This is a genomic window from Spirosoma utsteinense (assembly GCF_014282275.1).
GTDB classification, from domain to species: domain Bacteria; phylum Bacteroidota; class Bacteroidia; order Cytophagales; family Spirosomataceae; genus Spirosoma; species Spirosoma utsteinense.
This window is the reverse complement of the sequence record NZ_VFIA01000027.1, coordinates 38,569-59,864: the sequence shown is the minus strand read 5'-3', so window position 1 is coordinate 59,864 and position 21,296 is coordinate 38,569. Positions and strand designations below refer to the sequence as shown.

The window sequence follows — 21,296 nt, the reverse complement described above, 5'->3', positions numbered from 1 at the left end:
ACAGACTAATTAACATCGTTATGACAACTGATTTTGAAATAGACGTCAAACCGCAGCATCAGGATGCGCAGCCTGGTCTGGAGTACGAAATGGACCCGCAACCGATTTACATTCGGGACAATTACCAGGGGGCCGAAAAACTGAAGGATAAAATTGCCGTCATCACCGGGGGTGACTCGGGCATTGGGCGGGCCGTTGCGGTGCATTTTGCTCTTGAAGGCGCCGATCTGGCGCTCATCTATCATCCACGAGAGGAACAGGATGCCCAGAAAACCAAAGAACTGATCGAAGCCGAAGGACGTCGCTGTCTGTTGCTGGCAGGCGACCTGAAGAGCCTCTCTTTTATTCGGGAATCGGTTGGTAAGATCATCAGCACCTACCATCATGTCAACGTGTTGGTGAACAACGCAGCCAATCACGTCGAACAGCACGAGTTTACCGATATAACGGATGAGCAGATGCGCCAGACGTTCGAGCTGAACATCCTGGCTATGTTCCGCCTGACAAAGAACTTGCTGCCCCATATGGGTGCTTATGACTGCATCATCAATACGACATCCGTGGTGTCTTACCGCGGCAGCAAAGCGCTGATCGATTATGCCGCTACTAAAGGAGCCGTTACCGCCTTTACCCGTTCGCTCTCGCAGAACCTGGTCGACCGGGGTATACGCGTCAATGCCGTAGCACCCGGACCGATCTGGACACCGTTGATCGTAGCAACCAAATCGCCGGAAGAAGTAGAAAAATTTGGGAAGGACACGCCTATGGAACGCCCCGGCCAACCCGCAGAGCTAGCACCGGCCTATGTCTTTCTGGCTTCGGAAGATGCTTCGTATTTTACGGGTCAGGTCATCCATGTCAACGGAGGTGAAGTGATTAATTCCTAGACAGGATACCAACTATTGAGCGCTGGATAGTAGATTAGTCTGCATATTGCCGACGGCTACTATCCAGCGTTTTTTGATGGAAACTCTCAACTCCTCCCCTACCCGCCCTGCTCCCTTACACCCCGGCCTGCCGATGTTGGGAAATACGCTTTCCTTTCTTCGCGATCCGCTGGCTATACTGAACACCCTCCAAAAGCGCTATGACCGTATCGTTCATCTGCGTATTGGCGGCCGACACCAGTATCTCGTTCTTCAACCTGACGATGCCAGACACGTTATCCAGGAGAATCACCGAAATTATGTTCGTTCTCCGGCGTTCAACGTGCTGAAGATCTTCCTGGGCAACGGGCTGCTCACCAGCGATGGTGACTTCTGGCGACGGCAACGGCGGTTGGCACAGCCTGCTTTTCACCGGCAGCGCCTGGCAGCACTGGCCCAGACGATGGTTGACGAGACCGCCGATTGGATCGATGATCTCAGGCAGCTCAACCACAGCCAGCCCCTCAACGCATCGCAGGCACTTATGGATGTAACGATGCGCATTGTCTGCAAAACCCTGTTCGGCTCTGATGTGATTGGCAAACTCGATGGTTTATCAATGGCCCTCGACACCTTGCAATTTCAGGCTAACCAGCGGATGTTATCACCGATCCGGTTTCCCATGCGGTGGCCAACGCCCGCTCACCAACGCTTCAGGCGCGCGGGCGAACTCGTTGACTCGTTCATTTACGGAGTCATCAACCAACGTCGGAATGACCATACAGACCAGCGGGATGATCTGCTGGCTATGCTTCAGGGTACAGAAGATGAAGATACCGGCGAACGCATGTCGGATCAGCAGCTACGTGACGAATGCGTAACTATCTTCGCAGCCGGCCACGAAACGACCGCCGTTTCCATGGCCTGGACGCTGCATCTCCTGACAGAGCACCCGGCCGTTCTGGCCCGGCTACAGGCCGAAGCGAAAACCGTTCTTGGCGATAAGCGGACACCCCCACCCGATGCTTTCAGGGCCTTACCGTATGCGATGCAGGTCGTTCAGGAATCGTTACGGCTTTACCCGCCCGCCTGGATCATGAGCCGATTAGCCATAGCCGATGACCCGATAGGCCCTCATACCATTCCGGCCGGCTCAACGGCATTAGTAAGCCCTTACCTGCTACACCGCGATCCCGCGAGCTGGCCTGACCCCGAACGGTTCGACCCGGAGCGGTTTGCCCCAAATACCAGCGGCACCCTCCCATCCCGGCATTCGTATGCGTATTTACCATTTGGGGGAGGTCCCCGTTTATGTATTGGCAATCAATTTGCTCTAATGGAAATGCAGATCCTGTTGGCGATGCTGGTACGGACCTTTTCGATTTTCCCGGTGCCCAACCAGCGAATAAACCCACATCCGTTGATTACATTACGGCCGAAAAACCCTATTTGTGTTTACTTAAAATAAACGAAATTATACTTTACGAAGAACTTAACTTGTCAAACGTTCCACAGAGCCACTCAAATTGAATAGTATGACCCACTAACGATCTCACGCCAGCCTCGTGCGTGAAACGGAATTGCATCTTTCGTAGCAGCACTTGACTTTGTGGCCGTAATAGTCAAACTTAGACAATCCATTGATGTTCTGTTTCAATTCACCTTTAAAAGCGACACAATGAGACTACAAATGCACGCCGTTAAGTTCACGGCAGATCAAAGCCTGCTCGATTTCATTCAGGCGAAACTCAATAAATTAGACACGTTCCATGACCGTATTATTGGCGCAGAGGTGTTTCTACGATTAGAAGGGGCTGACTCCAACAAAGTGAAGGAGAAAGTCGTTGAAGTCCGCCTTACAATCCCCGGCAAGGAGCTCTTCGTGAAGGAACACGACAAAAGTTTCGAAAGCGCCACCGATCGTGTGCTCGATGTATTGAAAGATAAGCTTGTTCGCTGCAAAGAGAAACGAAGTGATTTTTCCAGCCCAGCTATTACAGAAGCAAAATCCAGGGTTCAGGAAGACGAGGTCTTCGAACCTGATGAGTTATAGACTGATTATCAGTAAATGACGAAAGCCATCCTGAAAAGGGTGGCTTTCGTCATTTTACATCAGGCATTGGGATCTTAGTCCGTACACCCGTTCGTTTATTACAAGCCAAACGCGGCTTTCACCTTGTCAACGAAATCAAGTTTTTCCCAGGTAAAGAGTTCTACCTCCACTTGTTTTGTCTGGCCGTTAGACCCAAAGGTTTTGGTTACTATCTCATTTTTTCGCCCCATATGACCATAAGCAGCCGTTTCGGAGTAGATTGGATTCCGGAGCTTCAGCCGCTGTTCGATGGCGTAAGGACGCATATCAAACAGTTGGGCAATCTTCTCGGCAATCACCCCATCGTGCATGTCTATTTTAGCGGTTCCGTACGTGTTAACATACAGGCCACAGGGTTTAGCAACTCCGATGGCATAGGAAACCTGCACAAGTACCTGATCGCAAAGCCCGGCAGCTACCAGGTTTTTGGCAATATGCCGCGTGGCGTAGGCAGCAGACCGGTCTACTTTAGAAGGATCTTTACCCGAGAAAGCCCCACCGCCGTGCGCTCCCTTACCACCATACGTGTCAACAATGATTTTACGACCCGTCAGACCGGTATCTCCGTGTGGTCCGCCAATGACGAACTTACCGGTTGGGTTGATATAATAAGTGATGTCGCCATCGAAAAGTCCCTGTAATTCCGCTTTCTGTGCCGATTTTACCCGCGGAATAACAACGTTGATAATGTCTTCACGAATTTTAGCCAGCATCGTTGCATCGTCAGCAAAATCGTCGTGCTGGGTAGAAACAACAATGGTATCGATGCGGATTGGCTGATCGTCGTCGGAGTACTCGATCGTTACCTGCGATTTGGCATCGGGACGCAGATAAGGCATCAACTCGATTTCATTGTTGCGAATAACCGACATTTCACGCAGGATGGCATGCGCCAGATCCAGCGGCAGCGGCATATAGTTATCGGTTTCGTTGGTTGCATAACCAAACATCATGCCCTGATCGCCCGCGCCCTGGGCGTTGGCCAGGCTCTCGAAGTCCTGGCTATCGACTACACGGTCAACACCCTGATTGATATCGGCCGATTGATCGTGGAGGGCCGAGAATATACCGCAGGAGTTAGCCTCGAACATGTATTCACTCTTGGTATAACCGATCTTGCGAATGACGTCGCGAGTGATTTTTTGAACGTCGAGATACGTGTCCGTTTTGATTTCACCGGCCAGTACAACCTGTCCAGTTGTTACGAGTGTTTCGCAGGCTACCTTGCTGGACGGATCGAACGCTAAAAAGTTGTCAATTAAAGCGTCAGAAATTTGGTCAGCGACTTTATCAGGGTGTCCCTCGGAAACGGACTCGGAAGTGAAAAGATAAGGCATTGATTCTCCAGATGACTTGGTTAGTACGAACAAAGCGTTAGTCGCTGCAAAGCTAAGGGTTTCCCGGAAGGTGACAAGTAATAACAGAAGGCCGATTACATAGTTCGCGGCTCAACCAATCAGTTTCCGGCGTATCACATCGAAAAAGGCTGCTGTGAACGGCCACCAGGGCATGGTCGTGAACAACCGGATTTCGTCGAAAAACCGGGTGTCTTCGTCCAGAAACCGGAACGCTTTGACCGGATGGTTCTCCGCATAGAACCGCGTAAAAACGTCGGCAGCGGAATGACGGCGTTTTTGCAGGACATTGAGGAAAATACTGTCATATAACTTGAATCGCTTATTAAACCAGGGGGGATTGCGATTGGGGACTCCCGTAGCGGCCATGTTCTCGACAATAGCCCGCAGGTAGCGCTGAGTACGCTGGAAAGTATACCCTGTAGAAGCCTTTGTATGTCCACCCGATGTACCAATCCGGACAATGTGCTCCGAAGGGTTTTCTTCAGTATGGGTATCACTCATTGGGATAATACCATACTCCGTTTCGTCAATTTGATACGTGCCTGTATCCAGATACTGTTCCAGATAACGGGTAATATCCGCATCATATTCAGCATCGGTCATCAACTTGTCGTTGAAGAGCGTAAACTCGACAAGAGCGGTCTGCGCGTCGAACGGCATTACATAAACAAACCGGCAGTCGCCATGCTGCTCTACCCGAAAATCCATAATTTCGGGCTGTTTTGGATCAAAGCAGGGCCTTTCTGTTTTTATCACCCACCCCTTGAAATGCTGTAGCAGATTATGGTTCTCGGGCTGATCGGTGCGCAGCGTCAACGTACTGTCGAATACATAATCAGCTATGTACGGTTCGTCATCAGCTATGACGAAACCTCCCTGAGGGGTGTCTTTGATGCGGTTGATGGTTGCCTGTCGACGTTCAATATTAGGCCACTTATCCAGTTCTTTCTGCACGAACGCATAGAAATCGATGCCCCGCAACATTTTATACTCATACGTCCCGAGGTCGAGCGGACCCGAATGGGTAGTACCATGAAAGTTCACTGTGTTCCATTTGCGGAACATAATCGATTCGAACGGACCTGCCCCGTTCTCCCAGAAGCACCAGGTACGGTCATTGCGATTTTTCTGTTCACGGTCCAGGATCAGGATCGACCGGTCACGTAGTGATGAGCGGGTCATATAGTACGCCAGACTCAATCCCGCCATGCCGCCCCCAGCGATAATAAAGTCGTATTTCTTCATGCGGTAAAACAAAAGTCCGAACCGTAGGCCCGGACTTAACTCTATAAATAATTGAGAACCCAGATTGTTTATAAATGGATGTCAATTAGACATGTACATGTTTTTCAGCGTGGTAACTCGACCGGACCAGCGGACCTGACTCTACGTACTTCAGACCGCGCCGAACTCCTTCTTCTTTATACATGGCAAAGGTTTCCGGATGAATCCAGTCAATCACCGCATGGTGCATTTTGGTCGGCTGTAGATACTGGCCTAACGTCAGGATGTCTAGCCCATTAACCGCCAGATCGTCCATTGCTTTGAAAACCTCATCCTGGGTTTCGCCAAGCCCGAGCATGATGCCTGACTTGGTCCGCTGCCCGTACTCTTTTGTCCGCCGGATCTGCTCCAGGCTACGTTCATAACGAGCCTGCGGACGTACGCGCCGGTAAAGCCGTTCTACCGTTTCCATATTGTGGGATACAACCTCCTGACCGGCCGAGATCATGCGCTCCAGGGCATCCCAGTTACCTTTCGTATCGGGGATAAGGGTTTCGATGGTTGTTTGGGGCGACGCTTCTTTAATAAGCCGCACGGTCTGATACCAGATTTCAGCGCCCTTATCTTTCAATTCGTCGCGGTTGACCGATGTGAGGACAGCATGCTTTACCTTCATCAACACAATGGCTTCGGCTACACGCCGGGGCTCGTCGGTATCATATTCGTTCGGACGGCCCGTAGCAACAGCACAGAAGGTACAGCTGCGCGTACAGATGTTACCCAGAATCATAAACGTAGCGGTACCGGCCCCCCAACATTCGCCCATGTTAGGACAGTTACCACTTTCGCAAATGGTATGGAGCTTATGCTCATCAACCAATTTACGCACTTTGGCATATTCGGGGCCGATAGGCAATTTCACCCGCAGCCAGTCGGGACGTTTTGGGACGCCCGCCCGGTTACGTTGTTGTTCGGAGGGTATTACGGGTAGTTCGATCATGGCACCTCATTCCTTTTCATCAAAATTCGTTTTCCGGCCGTAAAGTTCAGCAAAAAAAGGAAGCAGGGCAGAAACGAAAAAAGTAGAAAGAGGAGATGGTGTGATCCCTTTCTACTTCCTCACTTACTGTTCTACGTCGCTTTTTATTTCTTGCTACCAAAAAACAAGGTGATGTATCCTGACGTGAAAAAGTTACGATTGCCATCTGTCCGGTTACCGCCGGGGATCGAGTTTGGTATAATGACGATTTTATTGGGGAAGGCTTCGGCCAGAAAACCCACTTCGATACCCGTTGTATTTGTCCGAAACGCACTCAATTCGAAACTAAGTGCGGCTTTGACGTTCAACCCTACGGTGAGTTTAGACTCCCCGATTCCCTGAAAAAAGTTACCCTTCCCCGTAACCGTTTCTCCGGCGGGGGTTGAGAATCCATTCACCTGCGAAGCCGGTACCTGCCGGGTAGAGTTGCTAAAAGACACTTCCAGGTAATAGGGTTTGATAATACCCAACGATGGGCCACCCGCGACGATACCACTCACCGAAATGCCTTCGTCGCCACTTCGCTGAAACAGTTTTACTTCCCGCCCGTACTGAGGGCGCAAAACGAATAAGTAATTTTCCTTACCGTCGATAAAACGAGCGCCAAATGAGCTTATAGATTGCTGTATCTCTTTGGGGTGTTTCACGTTGACCAGTTCAACACTTATATACCGGTATTGAGGCATACCCCGAAATGTCCCCGAAAGTAGTTTTGATTGCCGGAATGAGAAGCCACCAATCAGACTTGAGTTGGTGTTTGAGGTAACACCAAATGTAGTGATGGTTGTGTACTCTTCGTCCTCAGAATCAACAGATTGTGCGTAAGAAGACTGAGCCAGCGGCATCAGACTACCTACCATCATCGCGATCAGTATGTATAGTGTCTTCATTTTCGTAAATTCCTGAATTAAAGCTAATCATTTTGCCAGTCTTCACAAAATCAAGCTTCCGTATTAGGGTAACCAATCCTTAATTTATATGTTTGACTACTCAGTTGGTCAGTTAGTGAGTCGGTCAGTTGGTTAGTCAGTGGCTGACTCACTAACTAACCGACTCACTAACTCACTAACTGACCAACTCACCGACTCACTAACTGATTATATGGCCACAATTCACATTGACTATCTGGGAGGATTACGTACAGACTGCGCCCACCTACAATCCGGCACACACATCAACACCGATGCCCCCACCGACAACCAGGGCCGGGGAGAAGCATTTTCCCCAACCGATCTGGTTGCCAACGCCCTCGGCACCTGCATCATCACGACCATGGCTATTGTAGCTCAGCGCGATGGCATTGACCTGACAGGCAGCGAACTCGATGTGACAAAAATCATGACAAGCCAGCCACCCCGGCGTATTGCCCGGATCGAGATAGACCTGACGCTGCGCGCAACACCACTACCTGATGCGGAAACGCGCGCTAAACTGGAAAAAATAGCCCATACCTGTCCTGTTGCCATCAGCCTCCATCCCGATGTGGTACAGGCGGTTCAATTACGGTGGGCCGAAGTAGAAACGGTTTAGCCTAAACCCAGGCCAGAAATGAGGTTATATTTCATGGCGCTACTGCCCGATCAGGGTATTCAGGAAGAGGTAACGGGATTTAAGCAGACGGCTCAGGAGCGCTTTGGTACCAGCCAGGCGCTCAAGTCGCCTGCCCATATTACCCTTATTCCACCGTTTCGTAGCGACGAGACTGATTTTTCCATTCTGCATACGGTGGCGGATAAACAGAACCCGTTTACCGTTCAGTTACGGAACTTCGACCGATTCGGGAGCCGGGTTATTTTTGTTGATGTGGTGCCCGAGCCAACGCTGCTAACCTACCAGAAGGTACTGGCCGATTTCTGTGCCGAGCAGTTCAAAATAGCGCCTGATTCGAGGCCCTTCCACCCGCACATGACAGTGGCGTTCAAAGACCTGCGGCAGTCGGTCTTCCCCGAAGCCTGGGCCTACTTCTCGGCACAGTCGTATGAACGGATATTTACCGCACAGGGGATTACGCTGCTGGTTCATACCGGCCAACGGTGGCAGGTAGCTAAAACATTTGCCTTTTCATCAGCCACACCCAACAGGTAATTCGACCCAATTACCACTCCATCCTGGCGGTACCCCTTACGAAAAGATACGGTTGAATAAACCCTTTTTCGCTTTTAACGTCACGGGCTGACCTGGATTTTCGGCGTTGAATTTGCCGACAATTTCTGCTTCGTACTGCCGGAAAAACTCCGGGTCGAAGTTGGCCAGTGGCAAATGCTCCAGCACATACCGGATAGATTTCCCCTCCTCAATCCACTGCTGCCAAACCGCCTGCCGTTGCCGGATACCCAGCGTATTCATGCCCGTTACGGCCTGGTCCTGCTGGCGGTAATTGATGCGCAGGGCTAGTTTGCCCGCCGGATGCTCCCAGTAAAACGTCTGCTCCGTGTCATCTTTTGGCAGAAAGTTGGCAACGGTACCGTAGGTCTGGTACTCGATATCGAAAAACTTGGCTGAGTTGAAAAAGACGCCGGGCTGGTAGGTTACGCGCTGTTGGTTGATGACGCTGGCAACCGTTTCGCCCATGATCTGTCCTGTATACCAGATTTGCTCGAGCGGTTTCCGACAAGCGGGGGGCGTTCGGTGCTGCACACAGTCGCCAATAGCGTAGACATTGGGCAAGTTGGTTTCCAGCCGTTCGTTGACCAGGATGCCCCGGTCAGTTTCGAGGGGTGAATCCTTGAGAAAGTCAATGTTGGGGCTGACACCAACGGCAACGCCCACGAACTGAGCAGGCAGGGTCTCTCCCGATGTAAGCACTACTGATCCGACGCGGCCGCTGCCATCATCTATTATGCTGGCCAGTTCGGTACCCGTCCGCAGGTCCACATGATGTTCCCGAATATGACGGGTTACCAGCAATGACTCCTCAGTAGGCAAGACGCTGCTCCAGAAACTGTTTTCGCGCACCAGAAACGTTACCTGAATACCCCGGGTGAGCAGCATTTCGCACAGCTCGATTCCAATCAAACCGCCCCCAACGACTACCGCCTGCCGGATATCCTTCGTGTTGGCTTCCATCCGGTCAAGGTCGGGTTTGCTGTAGAGTCCCTGAACACCCCGCAATTCCTGACCCGGCCAGCCGAAGAAGTTAGGTTTGGACCCAACCGCCAGGATGAGCACATCATAGGAGACTGGGGCATTACCCTCGCAATTGATCAGGTGCCGGTCAAAATCGATATCGGTCACCTGAGTCCGTAACAGCTCGATGCGGTTTTTGGTCCAGAACCAGTCTTCGTAGGGTTTGGTATGGTTAAACTCCAGTTGCCCCATGTACACATACATAAGCGCCGTACGGGAGAAGAAGTGGTCGGTTTCGGCCGAGATAACCGTGATACGGTCATCTCCCTGTTTACGGAGTTCGCGGGCAGCCGTTATACCAGCAATACCATTGCCTAGAATGACGATATGGCGCATAGGTTGGTGAAGAAGTAACTACCGGGCCGATGGTTTACATACTTTCGAACCGGTCTGTCAGATTGCCAAAGTACGGTATTTGCGGGCAAGTCAATTGTTGTCTGACCGACAAAAACAAAAAAAGGCCGTCCTGCTGTAGAACGGCCTCAATCTATTCTGTACGTAGGCGATTAATTTCGTTTCTCACGGGTCATCGACATCGACGCCCCGGTACCCCGCCGGGCCTGCATCTTTTGCAGACGGGCTGCATCCTGTTGAGACACGATCTGGAGAGCCGAATATTCAGTCTTTCCGGTGATGAGGGGGAAGCCTGCTACCCGCTGAGCCGATGAACACCGGACACAGGTTTTGGCTGTTGGCAGCGCTTTTAGACGAGCTTCAGGAATTGGATTACCACACTTTACACAGTACATACCGTTGCTTTGTTGCTTACTATAAAAACACCAGAGCCTGCTAAAAAGTGCTTATCCACCCCTACAAATATCGCCCTTAATAGGCTACTAATCAGCAACTAATCCTCCCATACGATTACTTCTTCGCGACCAAACCAGGGTTCATACCGGGTGCCGTACCGGGCATCGATCACGTTACGTTTCATTTTCATTGTTGGCGTCATCAGGTCATTTTCTACCGTCCAGGGTTCTTTCATTACGATCAGTTTTCTGACGCGCTCGTAGTTGTGAACACGCTCATTGAGGGCATCGAGTGTTTGCTGAAGCCCCTGCGCTACGGTTTGCCGATCGGTCTGGCGGGCTGTTTCCGACAATACGATCAGCGCAATGGGCTGCGGCAGTTGCTGGCCTGTAACGCACACCTGTTCAATGTGGTTGTTGTCGGCAAAGCCAAACTCGATCTGAGAGGGTGCAATATATTCTCCTTTGGGGCTTTTATACATCTCTTTTACCCGCCCTGTAATGCGCAGGAATCCCTCCCGATCGACCTCACCCACATCCCCCGTATAGAGCCAGCCCTCCCTGATGGTTGCGGCTGTCAGTTCCGGTTCTCGGTAATAGCCCAACATATTCCAGCGGGATTTCGTCTGTACTTCTCCCGTTTGCGGATCTGTGCGAATTTCCATGCCTTCATTGACTCGTCCAACGGTACCGTCTTTTAGCTTATCGGCAGGCATCATCGATACCGCACCCAGGTTCTCGGTCATGCCATAGGCTTCCTGAATAATAATGCCTAACCGTCGAAACCACTGAATGAGCGAAATAGGCATTGGAGCGGCCCCCGTAATAATTAGCCTGGCGTCATTGAGACCCAGCCCCTGCCGGATTTTGCGTTTTATCAAAGATGACACAACGGGTATTTTCATCAGGGTATCGAGTTTCGATTGCGGTATTTTGGCGAGAATACCCAGCTGAAATTTTGTCCAGATACGAGGTACCGCCAAAAAGTGTGTTGGACGGGCTACCGCCAGATTCCTGGCAAACGTGTCCAGCGATTCAGCAAAGTAGATAGTACCCCCCATACCAATTCCTGTTGCTTCCACCACGTTTCGTTCGGCAATATGGCAGAGCGGTAAATACGAGAAGAAGCGTGCCTCAATTACATCATAGCGCATTTGCTCCTGTGTCTTACCCATCACGGCGGTTACAGCATCGTAGGTAATCATCACCCCCTTCGGGTTGCCGGTAGTTCCTGATGTGTAAATTATCGTGAACAGATCTTCTTTTTCCGGTAATGGATTTCCCGACAGAGGCTTATTCGTGTTCAGTATGTCACCCCATTGAACAGCATCGGTATCAACCGGGGGGGCTGTAGGTATGTAGGCAGGGAACGCAATTTTTTGGATACCCGCCGGCACGCTCATTTTCACGGCGTCCCAGCCGTCCAGCTTGCCTATAAAAAGAACGCGGCATTCACTGTGCTCCAGCACTTGCCTGAGTTGGGGTCCGGTGAGCGTTGGGTAAAAGGGTACCGATACATGTCCGCTTATTAGAATGGCCAGGTCGGCAATAATCCAGTGAGCGCAGTTTTTGGAAACCAGTCCAATATTACTCTTCGGCGGCAACCCGAGCGAGTTTAGGTACGTAGCCATAATACGCGCCTGACGACCGGCTTCGGCCCACGTGTAATCGATAAAGTTATCACCAACGGGCTGCTTCAGAAATACGTTATCCGGCTTCAGTTGCTCCCATTTGTAAAAATACTCAATGAGCGTATCCGGTTCATGATCCATTCGAACAAGCGTATCCATAGGGTATGATCGATTATCAATAGTGTATTATACAAAGAAAAAATAATACTATGAGAACCGAAATATAGATACTATTGCACCACAAGACCAATAACTCTACTGAAGTTTTTATTTTTTATTCCTGACAGCTAGCAAGTTACTGCTTATGCAGAACCTGACTATCCCAAAAAGATAGGAAGTGTAAAAAAGGGGGTAAACTACTATTTCTTTTTCCTGCGTTTATTACGCCAGTATTTGATATCGGCAGTCAGGTTTTCCAGGAAGAACGAGGGTCCCACCGATATATAAAAGCCGGTGTAATTAATCTGGCTGGAGGGCACATCCTTCTTCAAAATGAACCGATAGCCCGCCAGGGCATTGAAGCCAAACCAGTGAAAAGGACGAAACCAGCGTATGTTCGGGAACTGATAGGAACCCAGCACGCCAACGCCGGCAGGCAGAAAAACACCACGCGCCACTTCGCTCTCGTTGGACTGGCTATTGCTGTGTTCATACCGTGAATGCCCATACCCTATCTCAATTGGCAGGCTAATTTCGACTGATCGTTTACGGTACAGGTAGGGCTCAAAAAAAGCAGTTGCAATGCGCAGGTGCCGCGTAACCGCTTCTGAAGTAGCGGGTAACAAACCCGGCTGATTCAGCGACTGATTGACAAAATAAAAGCCAAGCCCTGCTTTAAAGGCAGCCCGTCTGCCATCGACCTCTGCCGGGCGTGGGTGCCGGACTGGAAACAGGAAGCCCGCCCGTAAGCCGTATACGCTAACCGGCATCCGACGACCGTTGCTGTTACGGGTGTCGTTAAAAAAGAAAAAGCGTTGATCGGTAGAAGCCGAAAATGTCAATGATTTTGGGCTATCGACGCGGGCCTGCACCGAATCGGACAAGGGCTTTTTATCGGCCGATAATTGGGTTGGTTTCTTAACGGATATATTGGTCTGGGCCAATGCATTCCCCAGATTACCTCCCCAGAACAGACTGAGTAGCAACAAACGCCAGAATCGGCTCATATTTTTCATAACGTTGGTGACGCTGGATCTTCACGAACGGATAGTATGATACAGCATCATGTTATCCTGTTTGCGTAAATCCTGTGGCTATATAACCGGGAAGTTACCTAATGGTTAACAACGCCCGGTTTTCTCTGACCACCGGGACCAGGTCTGGCTGCTGGTATCCAGAGAAAATCCACGAAGCGGTAACGGCATGAGTATAAATGCTCACCAGACCGCTTGAAAGCATAAACCGCCGGGCTTTTTGCAATCCGATGGCAGCTCGTATTAACGTTAGTAACTGATTTACACACCATGCTTGTTGCCCCTCCCCCCTGGACGCTGACCGGCAATGGTGTTATTCTCATTGCTCATTTCCCTGAAGCATTTGTCCGGTCGCAGGGGTTTCTGGCTCCCTATCAGCATCGTGGCTACCGGGGCTGGATCGGCACCGTTATGCTCGTTGATTACCAAACGTCGCCGGTTGGCCCTTATCAGGAACTGCTCTTTATTCCGGGCTTGTTCCAGCTGGGGAAAAGAACCAGTTTTTCGATTTCAAAAATCTACGTTTCCAGTCAGGAAAGCATCTGGAACGGACGTCGAAACTGGGGAATTCCCAAGGAGCAAGCTACTTTTTCTTTTAGTCTCAACCCAGATGGTAGTCAGACAATTAGGGTGGATAACCAGGGAGAGACAATCATACAGCTACGGGCAAAACCCTGGGGCATTCGATTCCCGATTACGACCAAACTGGTCCCCGGTTTTCGTATAGTCCAAAAGCAACTGATTACCGACGAGTCCAGCCCAAGATCGGTTGGGCAATTACTACTAACACGCCCTTCAGCCCGGGGGTCAGCCCGTCTGGCATTCCTGTCTGACATGCACGTAAAAACATCCCTGTTTCCTGACCTGAACAGGATACGTCCCCTGGTGACGTTGGTAGTTGAGAACTTTCAAATGACTTTTCCCCCGCCAGAAACCCTCTAGCTCCACCCCGGTCTTCTGCTGAAACAACCGGTGCCAACTTGACCCCGTGCTATAGCAGTAGAAGACCCTTGGCTGAATGCTTTGTGCGACATAGGCATATGACTCAACCTCGACATTTCATCACTTAACCTTGATAAAAAAACCGTACTCAGCCTACACTGCCGAAGAGCTTGCTCTCGACGACCTATTCCTGCGTTGGGTGCAACACCCCGATGATGAGGAGGTTGTAGCGTATTGGCACGTATGGCTTCTACATAATCCACATTGTACCGATACCGTTGAAACAGCCCGCGAATTGATCCGCACCGCATCGCTGCCCATAGGTCCGTCTTTGTCAGGTGATGAGGTATCGACCCTATGGGGGCGCATCCGTGAATCGCTCCAGACAATGGAAGACGTTCGCCCGTTACAACCCGATGTGCGGGCAGTGGTTGGCTGGTGGTATTTCCTCAGAACCGTAGCCGCCACCTTTGGCGTAATTCTGCTCATTGGGTGGGCCCTATGGATGCAATACGGACCGGACCAAACCATACGGACCGTCAGAACAGATACTGGCCAGACTCGAACGATACGTTTACCCGACAATTCAACCGTTAAATTGTATGCCAACAGTTCTATACGCTATGCCCGCCGGTGGTCCGATGAATCGCCAAGGGCAGTTTGGCTCGAGGGTGAAGCCGACTTCTCCGTTGTTCACCGTGTCGATACATCATCATCCAGGCTATTTCGGGTGCATACGCCTGAAATAACCGTCGAAGCCGTTGGCACTAATTTCCGGGTACGCCAACACCCGCAATGTACGCACGTTGCCCTGACCTCAGGTGAGATAAAGCTACTGCTAAATCAACAAAAACCCATTCAGCTCAAACCGGGCGACTCAGTCGAGATTGCGGCCGGCTTCGTACAACCATTACCCTGATTACCTATACCTATTATTAAACCTGTACCTATCTATTATGCCTACTTTTATTTCCTATTCATCGCCCCGGCAATCCTGCCGGAGCGAGTCCATGGCGCGGGGGCCGTGGCTTCCGTTACTGGGCCTTGCCGCCCTGACCCTACTGGCGCAACCTGCCCTGAGCGCTACCGTCCCCTCCGCGTCCCGACCAACGACCGTAAATCCGGTGCAGGAACGAACAATGAGCGGTCGTGTGCTCTCAAGCGATGACAAAGCCGGGTTACCAGGCGTCAACGTAGCCGTTAAAGGCACCACGCGGGGTACCACGACGGATGCTGATGGTGCCTACCGGCTGGCGATTCCAAGCAACAATGCCGTACTGGTTTTTTCATCGGTAGGGTTCATTTCGCAGGAAGTAACCGTTGGTAACCGCTCGTCTGTAGACCTGACATTACTCGCCGACGATCGGTCACTGAATGAAGTTATCGTGGTTGGTTACGGTACGCAGAAGAAGAGCCAGCTGACGGGGGCTATTTCGTCGGTATCGGCGAAGCAGATCACCGAAATGCCCATCACTAACATTGGTCAGGCCATGCAGGGACGGGTAGCAGGGGTCGACGTGGCGCAGTCGGGTAGTAAGCCCGGCTCTACACCTACTATCCGAATCCGGGGCCGTCGCTCGTTCAACGCGGGCAACAATCCCTTGTACGTTGTTGATGGTATTCCTCTTACGGGCGATCGAAATGAGCTGCTGGGAAGTCGTCCGTTCGATTTTGCCTCGGGGGGTTACGAAGACCTTAACCCGAATGATGTTGCGTCGCTGGAGATCCTGAAAGATGCCACCGCAACGGCTATTTACGGAGCCAGGGGTGCCAACGGGGTTGTACTGGTGACCACCAAGCGGGGTAACAACAACGGAAAAACGACCATCAGCTATGACGCCTACGCGGGCGTTACCGACCCACTCGATAAAGTCCATCTCTTCACGGGTCCTGAATTTACCGAGTATGTGCGGGAAGCGTATCGGGCAACAGGTTTGTATAAAGATGCCAGCGGAAATCCGGTTCCGACCGGAGTGGCAGATGCTTTCGCCGACTCGAAGGTAGCGGTACTGGGGGGAGACCCCGCCGTAGCTGCTGGTATTGCCGCTAACCGTAACACCGATTATCAGTCGTTGATTCTGCGGCAGGGCGTTCAGCAAAACCATTCAATTGGTATTCAGGGCGGAACCGACAAAACGCAGTTCTATATTTCAGCTGGTTATTTCCAGGATAAAGGCATTGCCCCTGGCCTGGACTATACCCGTTATTCGCTGCGGGCTAATGTCGATCACCAGATCAACAAAGTGATCAAGGTTGGCCTTTCGGCTTATATGATGTACAGTGCCCGGAACGGATCCAGCCTCAACCCGTACCGTTTTACATTACAGCAAAACCCGCTTGGCAGACCGTATGACGACAATGGCAACCTCATTTTTGCGCCTACGAATGATGCCCTGCTCACCAATCCGCTGGCCGAAATCGTGCCGGGCGCTCAGGTGGATCTGGTGAAGAAATACCGCATCTTCAATAGTATTTACGCGGAAGCCAATATTATCGACGGCTTGAAATACCGCGTCAACTTCGGTCCCGACTTCTCCGTTTCCCGAGCAGGACGCTTTGTTGGGGCTCAAACGAACGACCGGAAAGGGGGCGACCCAACGGCGGCAAACAACAGTCAGGTAGGCTTTAACTACACGCTGGAAAACATCCTGACCTATAACAAAACGTTTGGCAATCATAACCTGGGCGTAACCGCGCTTCAATCCATTCAGCGGGATAACTTCGAATACAGCAACCTATCGGTGCAGGGCGTTCCGGCCGAAACACAGCAGTTTAACAATGTAGGCAATGCAAGTCTGGTACTTGGCGTAGGCAGTAACTTGATTCAGTGGACGATCAACTCGTTCATGGGTCGTATCAACTACGACTACAAGGATAAATACCTCATTACAGCCACCCTCCGCCGGGATGGATCGAGCCGGTTTGGCGAAAACACTAAATACGGTAACTTCCCGGGTATTGCACTGGCGTGGAATATCAATAATGAAGACTTCCTGAAAAGCGTTTCATGGCTCGATCAGTTGAAGATCCGGGTCAGTCATGGCTCGGTTGGTAACCAGGGTGTGGTTCCTTACCAAACACAGGGGTTACTTGGGCGTACCGTTTACGCGTTCGGTAGCGTTGGTGCGTTCGGTTACCGGCCCAGCACGATTGGGAATCCCGACCTGCGCTGGGAAACATCAACGTCATCGAATGTCGGGGTTGACTTTAGCTTCTGGCGCGGCCGGGTAGCTGGTTCGATCGAATTCTACCAGACCAACACCACCGACCTGCTGCTTTCTGACCAGCTGCCCACGTCTATCGGTTTCAACGCCGTTACCCGTAACGTTGGCGAGACCCGCAACCGGGGGGTCGAATTGAGTTTATCAACTGTAAACGTCAATTCGAAAGGAGGCTTCAAATGGACCTCAGACTTTGCCTTTACCAAGAATAACGAAGCGATCGTCTCGCTTTATAATGGAGCCGTCGATGACCTGGGGAACAAATGGTTCATTGGTAAGCCGCTGACCGCTTTCTTCGATTACAAGAAAGCTGGCATCTGGCAAACGAACGAAGCCGATCTGGCTAAGTCATTCCAGAGTTCGGTTGGCCAGATTAAAGTACAGGACACGAACGGCGACGGCAAAACGACATCTGACGACCGGGTGTTCCTGGGCTCAGACATCCCATCGTTCAGCGCGGGTATTACGAACCGTTTCAACTACAAAGGCTTCGACCTGTCGTTCTTTGTCTATGGCCGTTTTGGTCAGACCATCCTGAGCGGATTCCACCGCGACAACAACCAGTTGGCCGGCCGTTACCAGCAGATCAAAGTCGATTATTGGACGCCTAACAATCCAACGAACGAGTTCCCGCAGCCTAAGTCGAACCAGGAGTTTCCCGTTTACAACTCGTCTTTATTTTACTTCGACGGTACGTTCGTGAAAGTCCGTAACATAAACTTCGGCTATACCTTTTCAACCAAGCTGACCCAGCGGTTGAGGATGCAGTCGCTCCGTATATTCACCAGTATTCAGCAGCCGTTTATTTTCTCGAAATACCGGTCGAAATACAATGGTGTTGACCCTGAAACGGCAGATGGCACGATTAACAACGATGTCACCCCTGCTACCCGGATAACGACCTTTGGTTTAAACGTCAAATTCTAAACCCAGCGGGCCATCGCCTATTGTGCTTATACATAGCCGATCTGAGCGACCCATTGCTCCCTGCGTTTGTATAAACTTTAGATTCTAAAAAAACATGAAATCTATATTTCAGGCAAAACCACTCCGCGTGTTCGGACTTGCTGCGCTTCTACTGAGCGGGCAGTCCTGTAAAGACGTACTGGAAGAAAAAGTGATCTCCAGTATTGGAAACGATTACGTCAATACGCCAAAAGGCTTTGAAGATGCGGCTAAGGCGGCTTATACGTCCCTTCGTAGTTTCTACGCTACGCAGCCAGGCCTGACCATGACCGAGTATGGCACCGACTTATATGCCACCGGTGCTGATGGCGGCTACAAAGGCTTTCATTTCTACGACACCCAGCTGAACAGCTTTGTAGATTTCCTGCAATTTGTTTGGGAAGAGCTGTATCGGGGTATCAACACCTGCAACGCAGTTATCGAACGCGCACCGGCGGCTAATGTGCCGGACGCCGTCAAAAAACTGCGGGTTGCCGAAATGAAATTTCTTCGGGCCCATTATTACTTTATTCTCACCCAGCAATGGGGTGGCGTAGACTTACGCCTGACAGAGACCCTGGCACCTACCAAAAAAACCAGCCGGGCTTCAGAAGCCGACGTGTATAAGGCGATCATTGCTGACCTCGAAGCGGCCATTCCAGACCTGGACCCTAAGATCCGGTCGATAGACTACGGCCGGGCTACCAAAGCCGCTGCCGAACATTTGCTGGCAAAAGTATACCTGACCAGAGCGTCCTCGACATTTAAGGGAGCCGACGATTATGCCAAAGCGGCTACGCTGTCGCAAAGCGTCATTGCGAATTATGGTTTCAAACTCGTCCCCGACTTTGCCAGTGTGTTTGCGCAGGGTGCCGGCGAGATGAGTGATGAAGTTGTTTTCGCCGTTCAGTATACAGCCGATCCGCTGACCAACGCGTCACCTCCTCCGGTTGCCAACACGGGTGGCAACAACCTGCACCTGTTCTTCGGGATGCAGTATGACGTTCAGGCAGGTATGGTGCGGGATGTTTTCTACGGACGCCCGTTCAAGCGGTTACGCCCGACCACTTACGCCATCGAGACGGTGTTTAAAGACCGAGTGAATGATTCCCGCTATAAAAAATCATTCCGCGACACATGGCTTTCCAATTCACCCGGCACCTACAACACGGCTTTCGACAACTCGAAAGCAAAGGTTACCTTTAAAGCAGGTGACACCGCTATTTACATGCCCGGCTATGAAATGCCGCTTGCTGAACGGGCCAAAAAACCATATCAGGTGCTGGTGCCCAGTGCTTATTCGGAAGCGCTGTTCCCTACGCTGACAAAATTCTTCGACCCCCTGCGCCCTGACCGCACATATGAACCTGGTAGCCGGGATTACCTGGCTTTCCGTCTGGCCGACGCCTACTTAATGTTAGCCGAAGCTCAGATTAAGTTAGGGAAACCGACAGAAGCAAGCGCGGCTCTCAATATGGTACGTCGCCGGGCAGCTTTTCCGGGAAAAGAAGCGGCTATGGAAATAACGCCCGCCCAGGCGACCATGGACTTTCTGATGGAAGAACGTGGACGTGAATTAATGGGTGAGCAAACCCGCTGGATGGATTTGAAACGCTGGGGCAAACTTGTAGAGCGCGTCAAACTGTACAATCCTCAAGCGGCCGTGAACGTCAAAGAAATTCACAACCTGCGTCCGATTCCGCAAACGCAGATCGACCGGACGGAGAAAGCCGCTGACGGTACAGCAGGATTCCAACAAAACCCAGGGTACTAACCGGGCAATAGTGAAAGGGTGCAGGAATGCAGCAGATCGCGTCTGCTATTCTTGCGCCCTCTCACTCTTTCCCTCTTTAGCAGTAGAATAAGCCCCATTGATTCTTATTGCTATCTATCCATAAAGCGAAAAACATTCTTTCATCATCGGTAACGGCTACATCAGCTTTATACTGATTATTTCTACCCCAACCTTATGCACGAGGCTGTAAACAGACGACAGTTTCTCACAACAGCCGGCCTGTCGGCTCTGGCACTTACGGCCGGAGCCAGTGGGCTATTCGCAGGATCTGGCAAGAAGTCAGGCCTGAAAATCGCCTATTCGGCTATTACGTGGGGCGGCAACGACGCCAAGGCCATTACTGATCTGGCCGACCTGGGTTACCATGGCATTCAGCTCCGGGCAAACACCTTCGGTCCTTACCGCGCCAAACCGTCGGAGTTAAAAGCGCTGCTCGATCAGCACAAGCTGAGCCTGGCCATGTTTTCGAGCGGCAACGTCGAGATCGATCCGGCTAAGGAGCAGAGTACCATCGACCAGCACGTAGCCCACGCCAGTTTTGTGAAAGCCCTGGGTGGTTCGGCCATTCAGTTAACCAACAGCGTACGCCCCAAGGACCGCCTTCCTACTACCGATGAGCTGAAACGGCTGGCAACGGTAATGAACGAGATTGGAAAGCAAACCGCCGACATGGGCGTTCAGGCAGCTTACCACAACCACATGCACCAACTCGGTGAAACACCCGAGGAAGTCGACGTCATCGTACAGGCGATGAACCCAAAGTACTGCAAACTACTGCTCGACATTGCTCATTACAAACAGGGCGGTGGCAAGCCGGAACAAGCCGTGAAGCAGTACAAAGACGCCCTGTATGCGCTACACCTGAAAGACACCATGTCGCCCAGACCGGATAAACCAGAAGACCCCAAAGCCTATAAGTTCGTTGAGCTTGGCCGGGGAAATGTCGACGTGCCCGCCGTCCTGAGCGCATTGAACGATATCGATTTCAAAGGTTGGGGAATTATTGAGCTAGATGGCGTTCCTGAAGAAGGCAAGACGGCAACCCAGTGCGCCCAAATCAACAAAGACTACATAACAAAAACACTTAAGCTGCCTCTATAAATGGTCATCGATTC

General features: G+C 51.2%; 18 protein-coding genes. 10 read left to right on the top strand and 8 right to left on the bottom strand.

All coding sequences use genetic code 11. From position 1 onward, the window contains the following. Positions 1-20 precede the first annotated feature (20 nt). From FH603_RS19415 to hpf, 3 genes are all read left to right on the top strand, one after another. Positions 21-887, top strand: a complete 867-nt coding sequence (locus FH603_RS19415; protein WP_186739358.1) for an SDR family oxidoreductase — start codon at positions 21-23, stop codon at positions 885-887. A gap of 76 nt (positions 888-963) precedes the next feature. Next, entirely contained in the window at positions 964-2,334 is a 1,371-nt protein-coding gene (locus FH603_RS19410) for a cytochrome P450 (RefSeq protein ID WP_186739357.1), read from the top strand. A 210-nt stretch (positions 2,335-2,544) separates the two neighbouring features. Beyond that, the gene (gene hpf / locus FH603_RS19405) at positions 2,545-2,919 is read left to right on the top strand and encodes a ribosome hibernation-promoting factor, HPF/YfiA family (protein ID WP_186739356.1); all 375 of its coding nucleotides are present in this window, start codon (positions 2,545-2,547) and stop codon (positions 2,917-2,919) included. Positions 2,920-3,017: 98 nt separating this feature from the next. Here the strand turns inward: hpf and metK are convergent, their stop codons facing one another. The 4 genes from metK to FH603_RS19385 form a co-directional block, all read right to left on the bottom strand. Next, positions 3,018-4,295, bottom strand: coding sequence for a methionine adenosyltransferase (metK, locus tag FH603_RS19400; RefSeq protein WP_186739355.1), 1,278 nt, complete (start codon positions 4,293-4,295; stop codon positions 3,018-3,020). Positions 4,296-4,406: 111 nt separating this feature from the next. Continuing rightward, positions 4,407-5,561: a lycopene cyclase family protein gene (locus FH603_RS19395; RefSeq protein ID WP_186739354.1), complete on the bottom strand. Its 1,155-nt coding sequence runs from the start codon at positions 5,559-5,561 to the stop codon at positions 4,407-4,409. 85 nt (positions 5,562-5,646) lie between these two features. Continuing rightward, the gene (gene lipA / locus FH603_RS19390; RefSeq protein WP_186739353.1) at positions 5,647-6,540 is read right to left on the bottom strand and encodes a lipoyl synthase; all 894 of its coding nucleotides are present in this window, start codon (positions 6,538-6,540) and stop codon (positions 5,647-5,649) included. A 143-nt stretch (positions 6,541-6,683) separates the two neighbouring features. After that, on the bottom strand, positions 6,684-7,469 hold the full coding sequence (locus tag FH603_RS19385) for a hypothetical protein (RefSeq protein WP_186739352.1): 786 nt from the start codon (positions 7,467-7,469) through the stop codon (positions 6,684-6,686). Positions 7,470-7,680: 211 nt separating this feature from the next. Between FH603_RS19385 and FH603_RS19380 the strand changes: the two genes are divergently transcribed. Together FH603_RS19380 and FH603_RS19375 are read left to right on the top strand one after the other, a co-directional pair. Further along, the gene (locus FH603_RS19380) at positions 7,681-8,109 is read left to right on the top strand and encodes an OsmC family protein (RefSeq protein ID WP_186739351.1); all 429 of its coding nucleotides are present in this window, start codon (positions 7,681-7,683) and stop codon (positions 8,107-8,109) included. Between the two features lie 18 nt (positions 8,110-8,127). Further along, positions 8,128-8,664: a 2'-5' RNA ligase family protein gene (locus tag FH603_RS19375; protein ID WP_186739350.1), complete on the top strand. Its 537-nt coding sequence runs from the start codon at positions 8,128-8,130 to the stop codon at positions 8,662-8,664. A 36-nt stretch (positions 8,665-8,700) separates the two neighbouring features. On the opposite strand, the gene FH603_RS19370 is transcribed toward FH603_RS19375, so the two are convergent. The 4 genes from FH603_RS19370 to FH603_RS19355 form a co-directional block, all read right to left on the bottom strand. Beyond that, on the bottom strand, positions 8,701-10,041 hold the full coding sequence (locus FH603_RS19370; RefSeq protein WP_186739349.1) for an NAD(P)/FAD-dependent oxidoreductase: 1,341 nt from the start codon (positions 10,039-10,041) through the stop codon (positions 8,701-8,703). A gap of 170 nt (positions 10,042-10,211) precedes the next feature. After that, on the bottom strand, positions 10,212-10,454 hold the full coding sequence (locus FH603_RS19365; RefSeq protein WP_186739348.1) for a TraR/DksA family transcriptional regulator: 243 nt from the start codon (positions 10,452-10,454) through the stop codon (positions 10,212-10,214). Between the two features lie 98 nt (positions 10,455-10,552). Further along, the gene (locus FH603_RS19360) at positions 10,553-12,244 is read right to left on the bottom strand and encodes an AMP-binding protein (RefSeq protein WP_235985252.1); all 1,692 of its coding nucleotides are present in this window, start codon (positions 12,242-12,244) and stop codon (positions 10,553-10,555) included. Between the two features lie 200 nt (positions 12,245-12,444). Then, the gene (locus FH603_RS19355) at positions 12,445-13,260 is read right to left on the bottom strand and encodes a hypothetical protein (RefSeq protein WP_235985253.1); all 816 of its coding nucleotides are present in this window, start codon (positions 13,258-13,260) and stop codon (positions 12,445-12,447) included. A 288-nt stretch (positions 13,261-13,548) separates the two neighbouring features. Between FH603_RS19355 and FH603_RS19350 the strand changes: the two genes are divergently transcribed. From FH603_RS19350 to FH603_RS19330, 5 genes are all read left to right on the top strand, one after another. After that, positions 13,549-14,220, top strand: coding sequence for an acetoacetate decarboxylase family protein (locus FH603_RS19350; protein WP_186739347.1), 672 nt, complete (start codon positions 13,549-13,551; stop codon positions 14,218-14,220). A gap of 130 nt (positions 14,221-14,350) precedes the next feature. Next, positions 14,351-15,139 (top strand): FecR family protein, encoded by a 789-nt coding sequence (locus FH603_RS19345; RefSeq protein WP_186739346.1) that lies wholly within the window; start codon positions 14,351-14,353, stop codon positions 15,137-15,139. Positions 15,140-15,230: 91 nt separating this feature from the next. Continuing rightward, positions 15,231-18,368: a SusC/RagA family TonB-linked outer membrane protein gene (locus FH603_RS19340; protein WP_186739390.1), complete on the top strand. Its 3,138-nt coding sequence runs from the start codon at positions 15,231-15,233 to the stop codon at positions 18,366-18,368. Positions 18,369-18,462: 94 nt separating this feature from the next. After that, the gene (locus tag FH603_RS19335; protein WP_186739345.1) at positions 18,463-20,160 is read left to right on the top strand and encodes a RagB/SusD family nutrient uptake outer membrane protein; all 1,698 of its coding nucleotides are present in this window, start codon (positions 18,463-18,465) and stop codon (positions 20,158-20,160) included. Between the two features lie 195 nt (positions 20,161-20,355). Beyond that, positions 20,356-21,282: a sugar phosphate isomerase/epimerase family protein gene (locus FH603_RS19330; RefSeq protein ID WP_186739344.1), complete on the top strand. Its 927-nt coding sequence runs from the start codon at positions 20,356-20,358 to the stop codon at positions 21,280-21,282. Positions 21,283-21,296 lie beyond the last annotated feature (14 nt).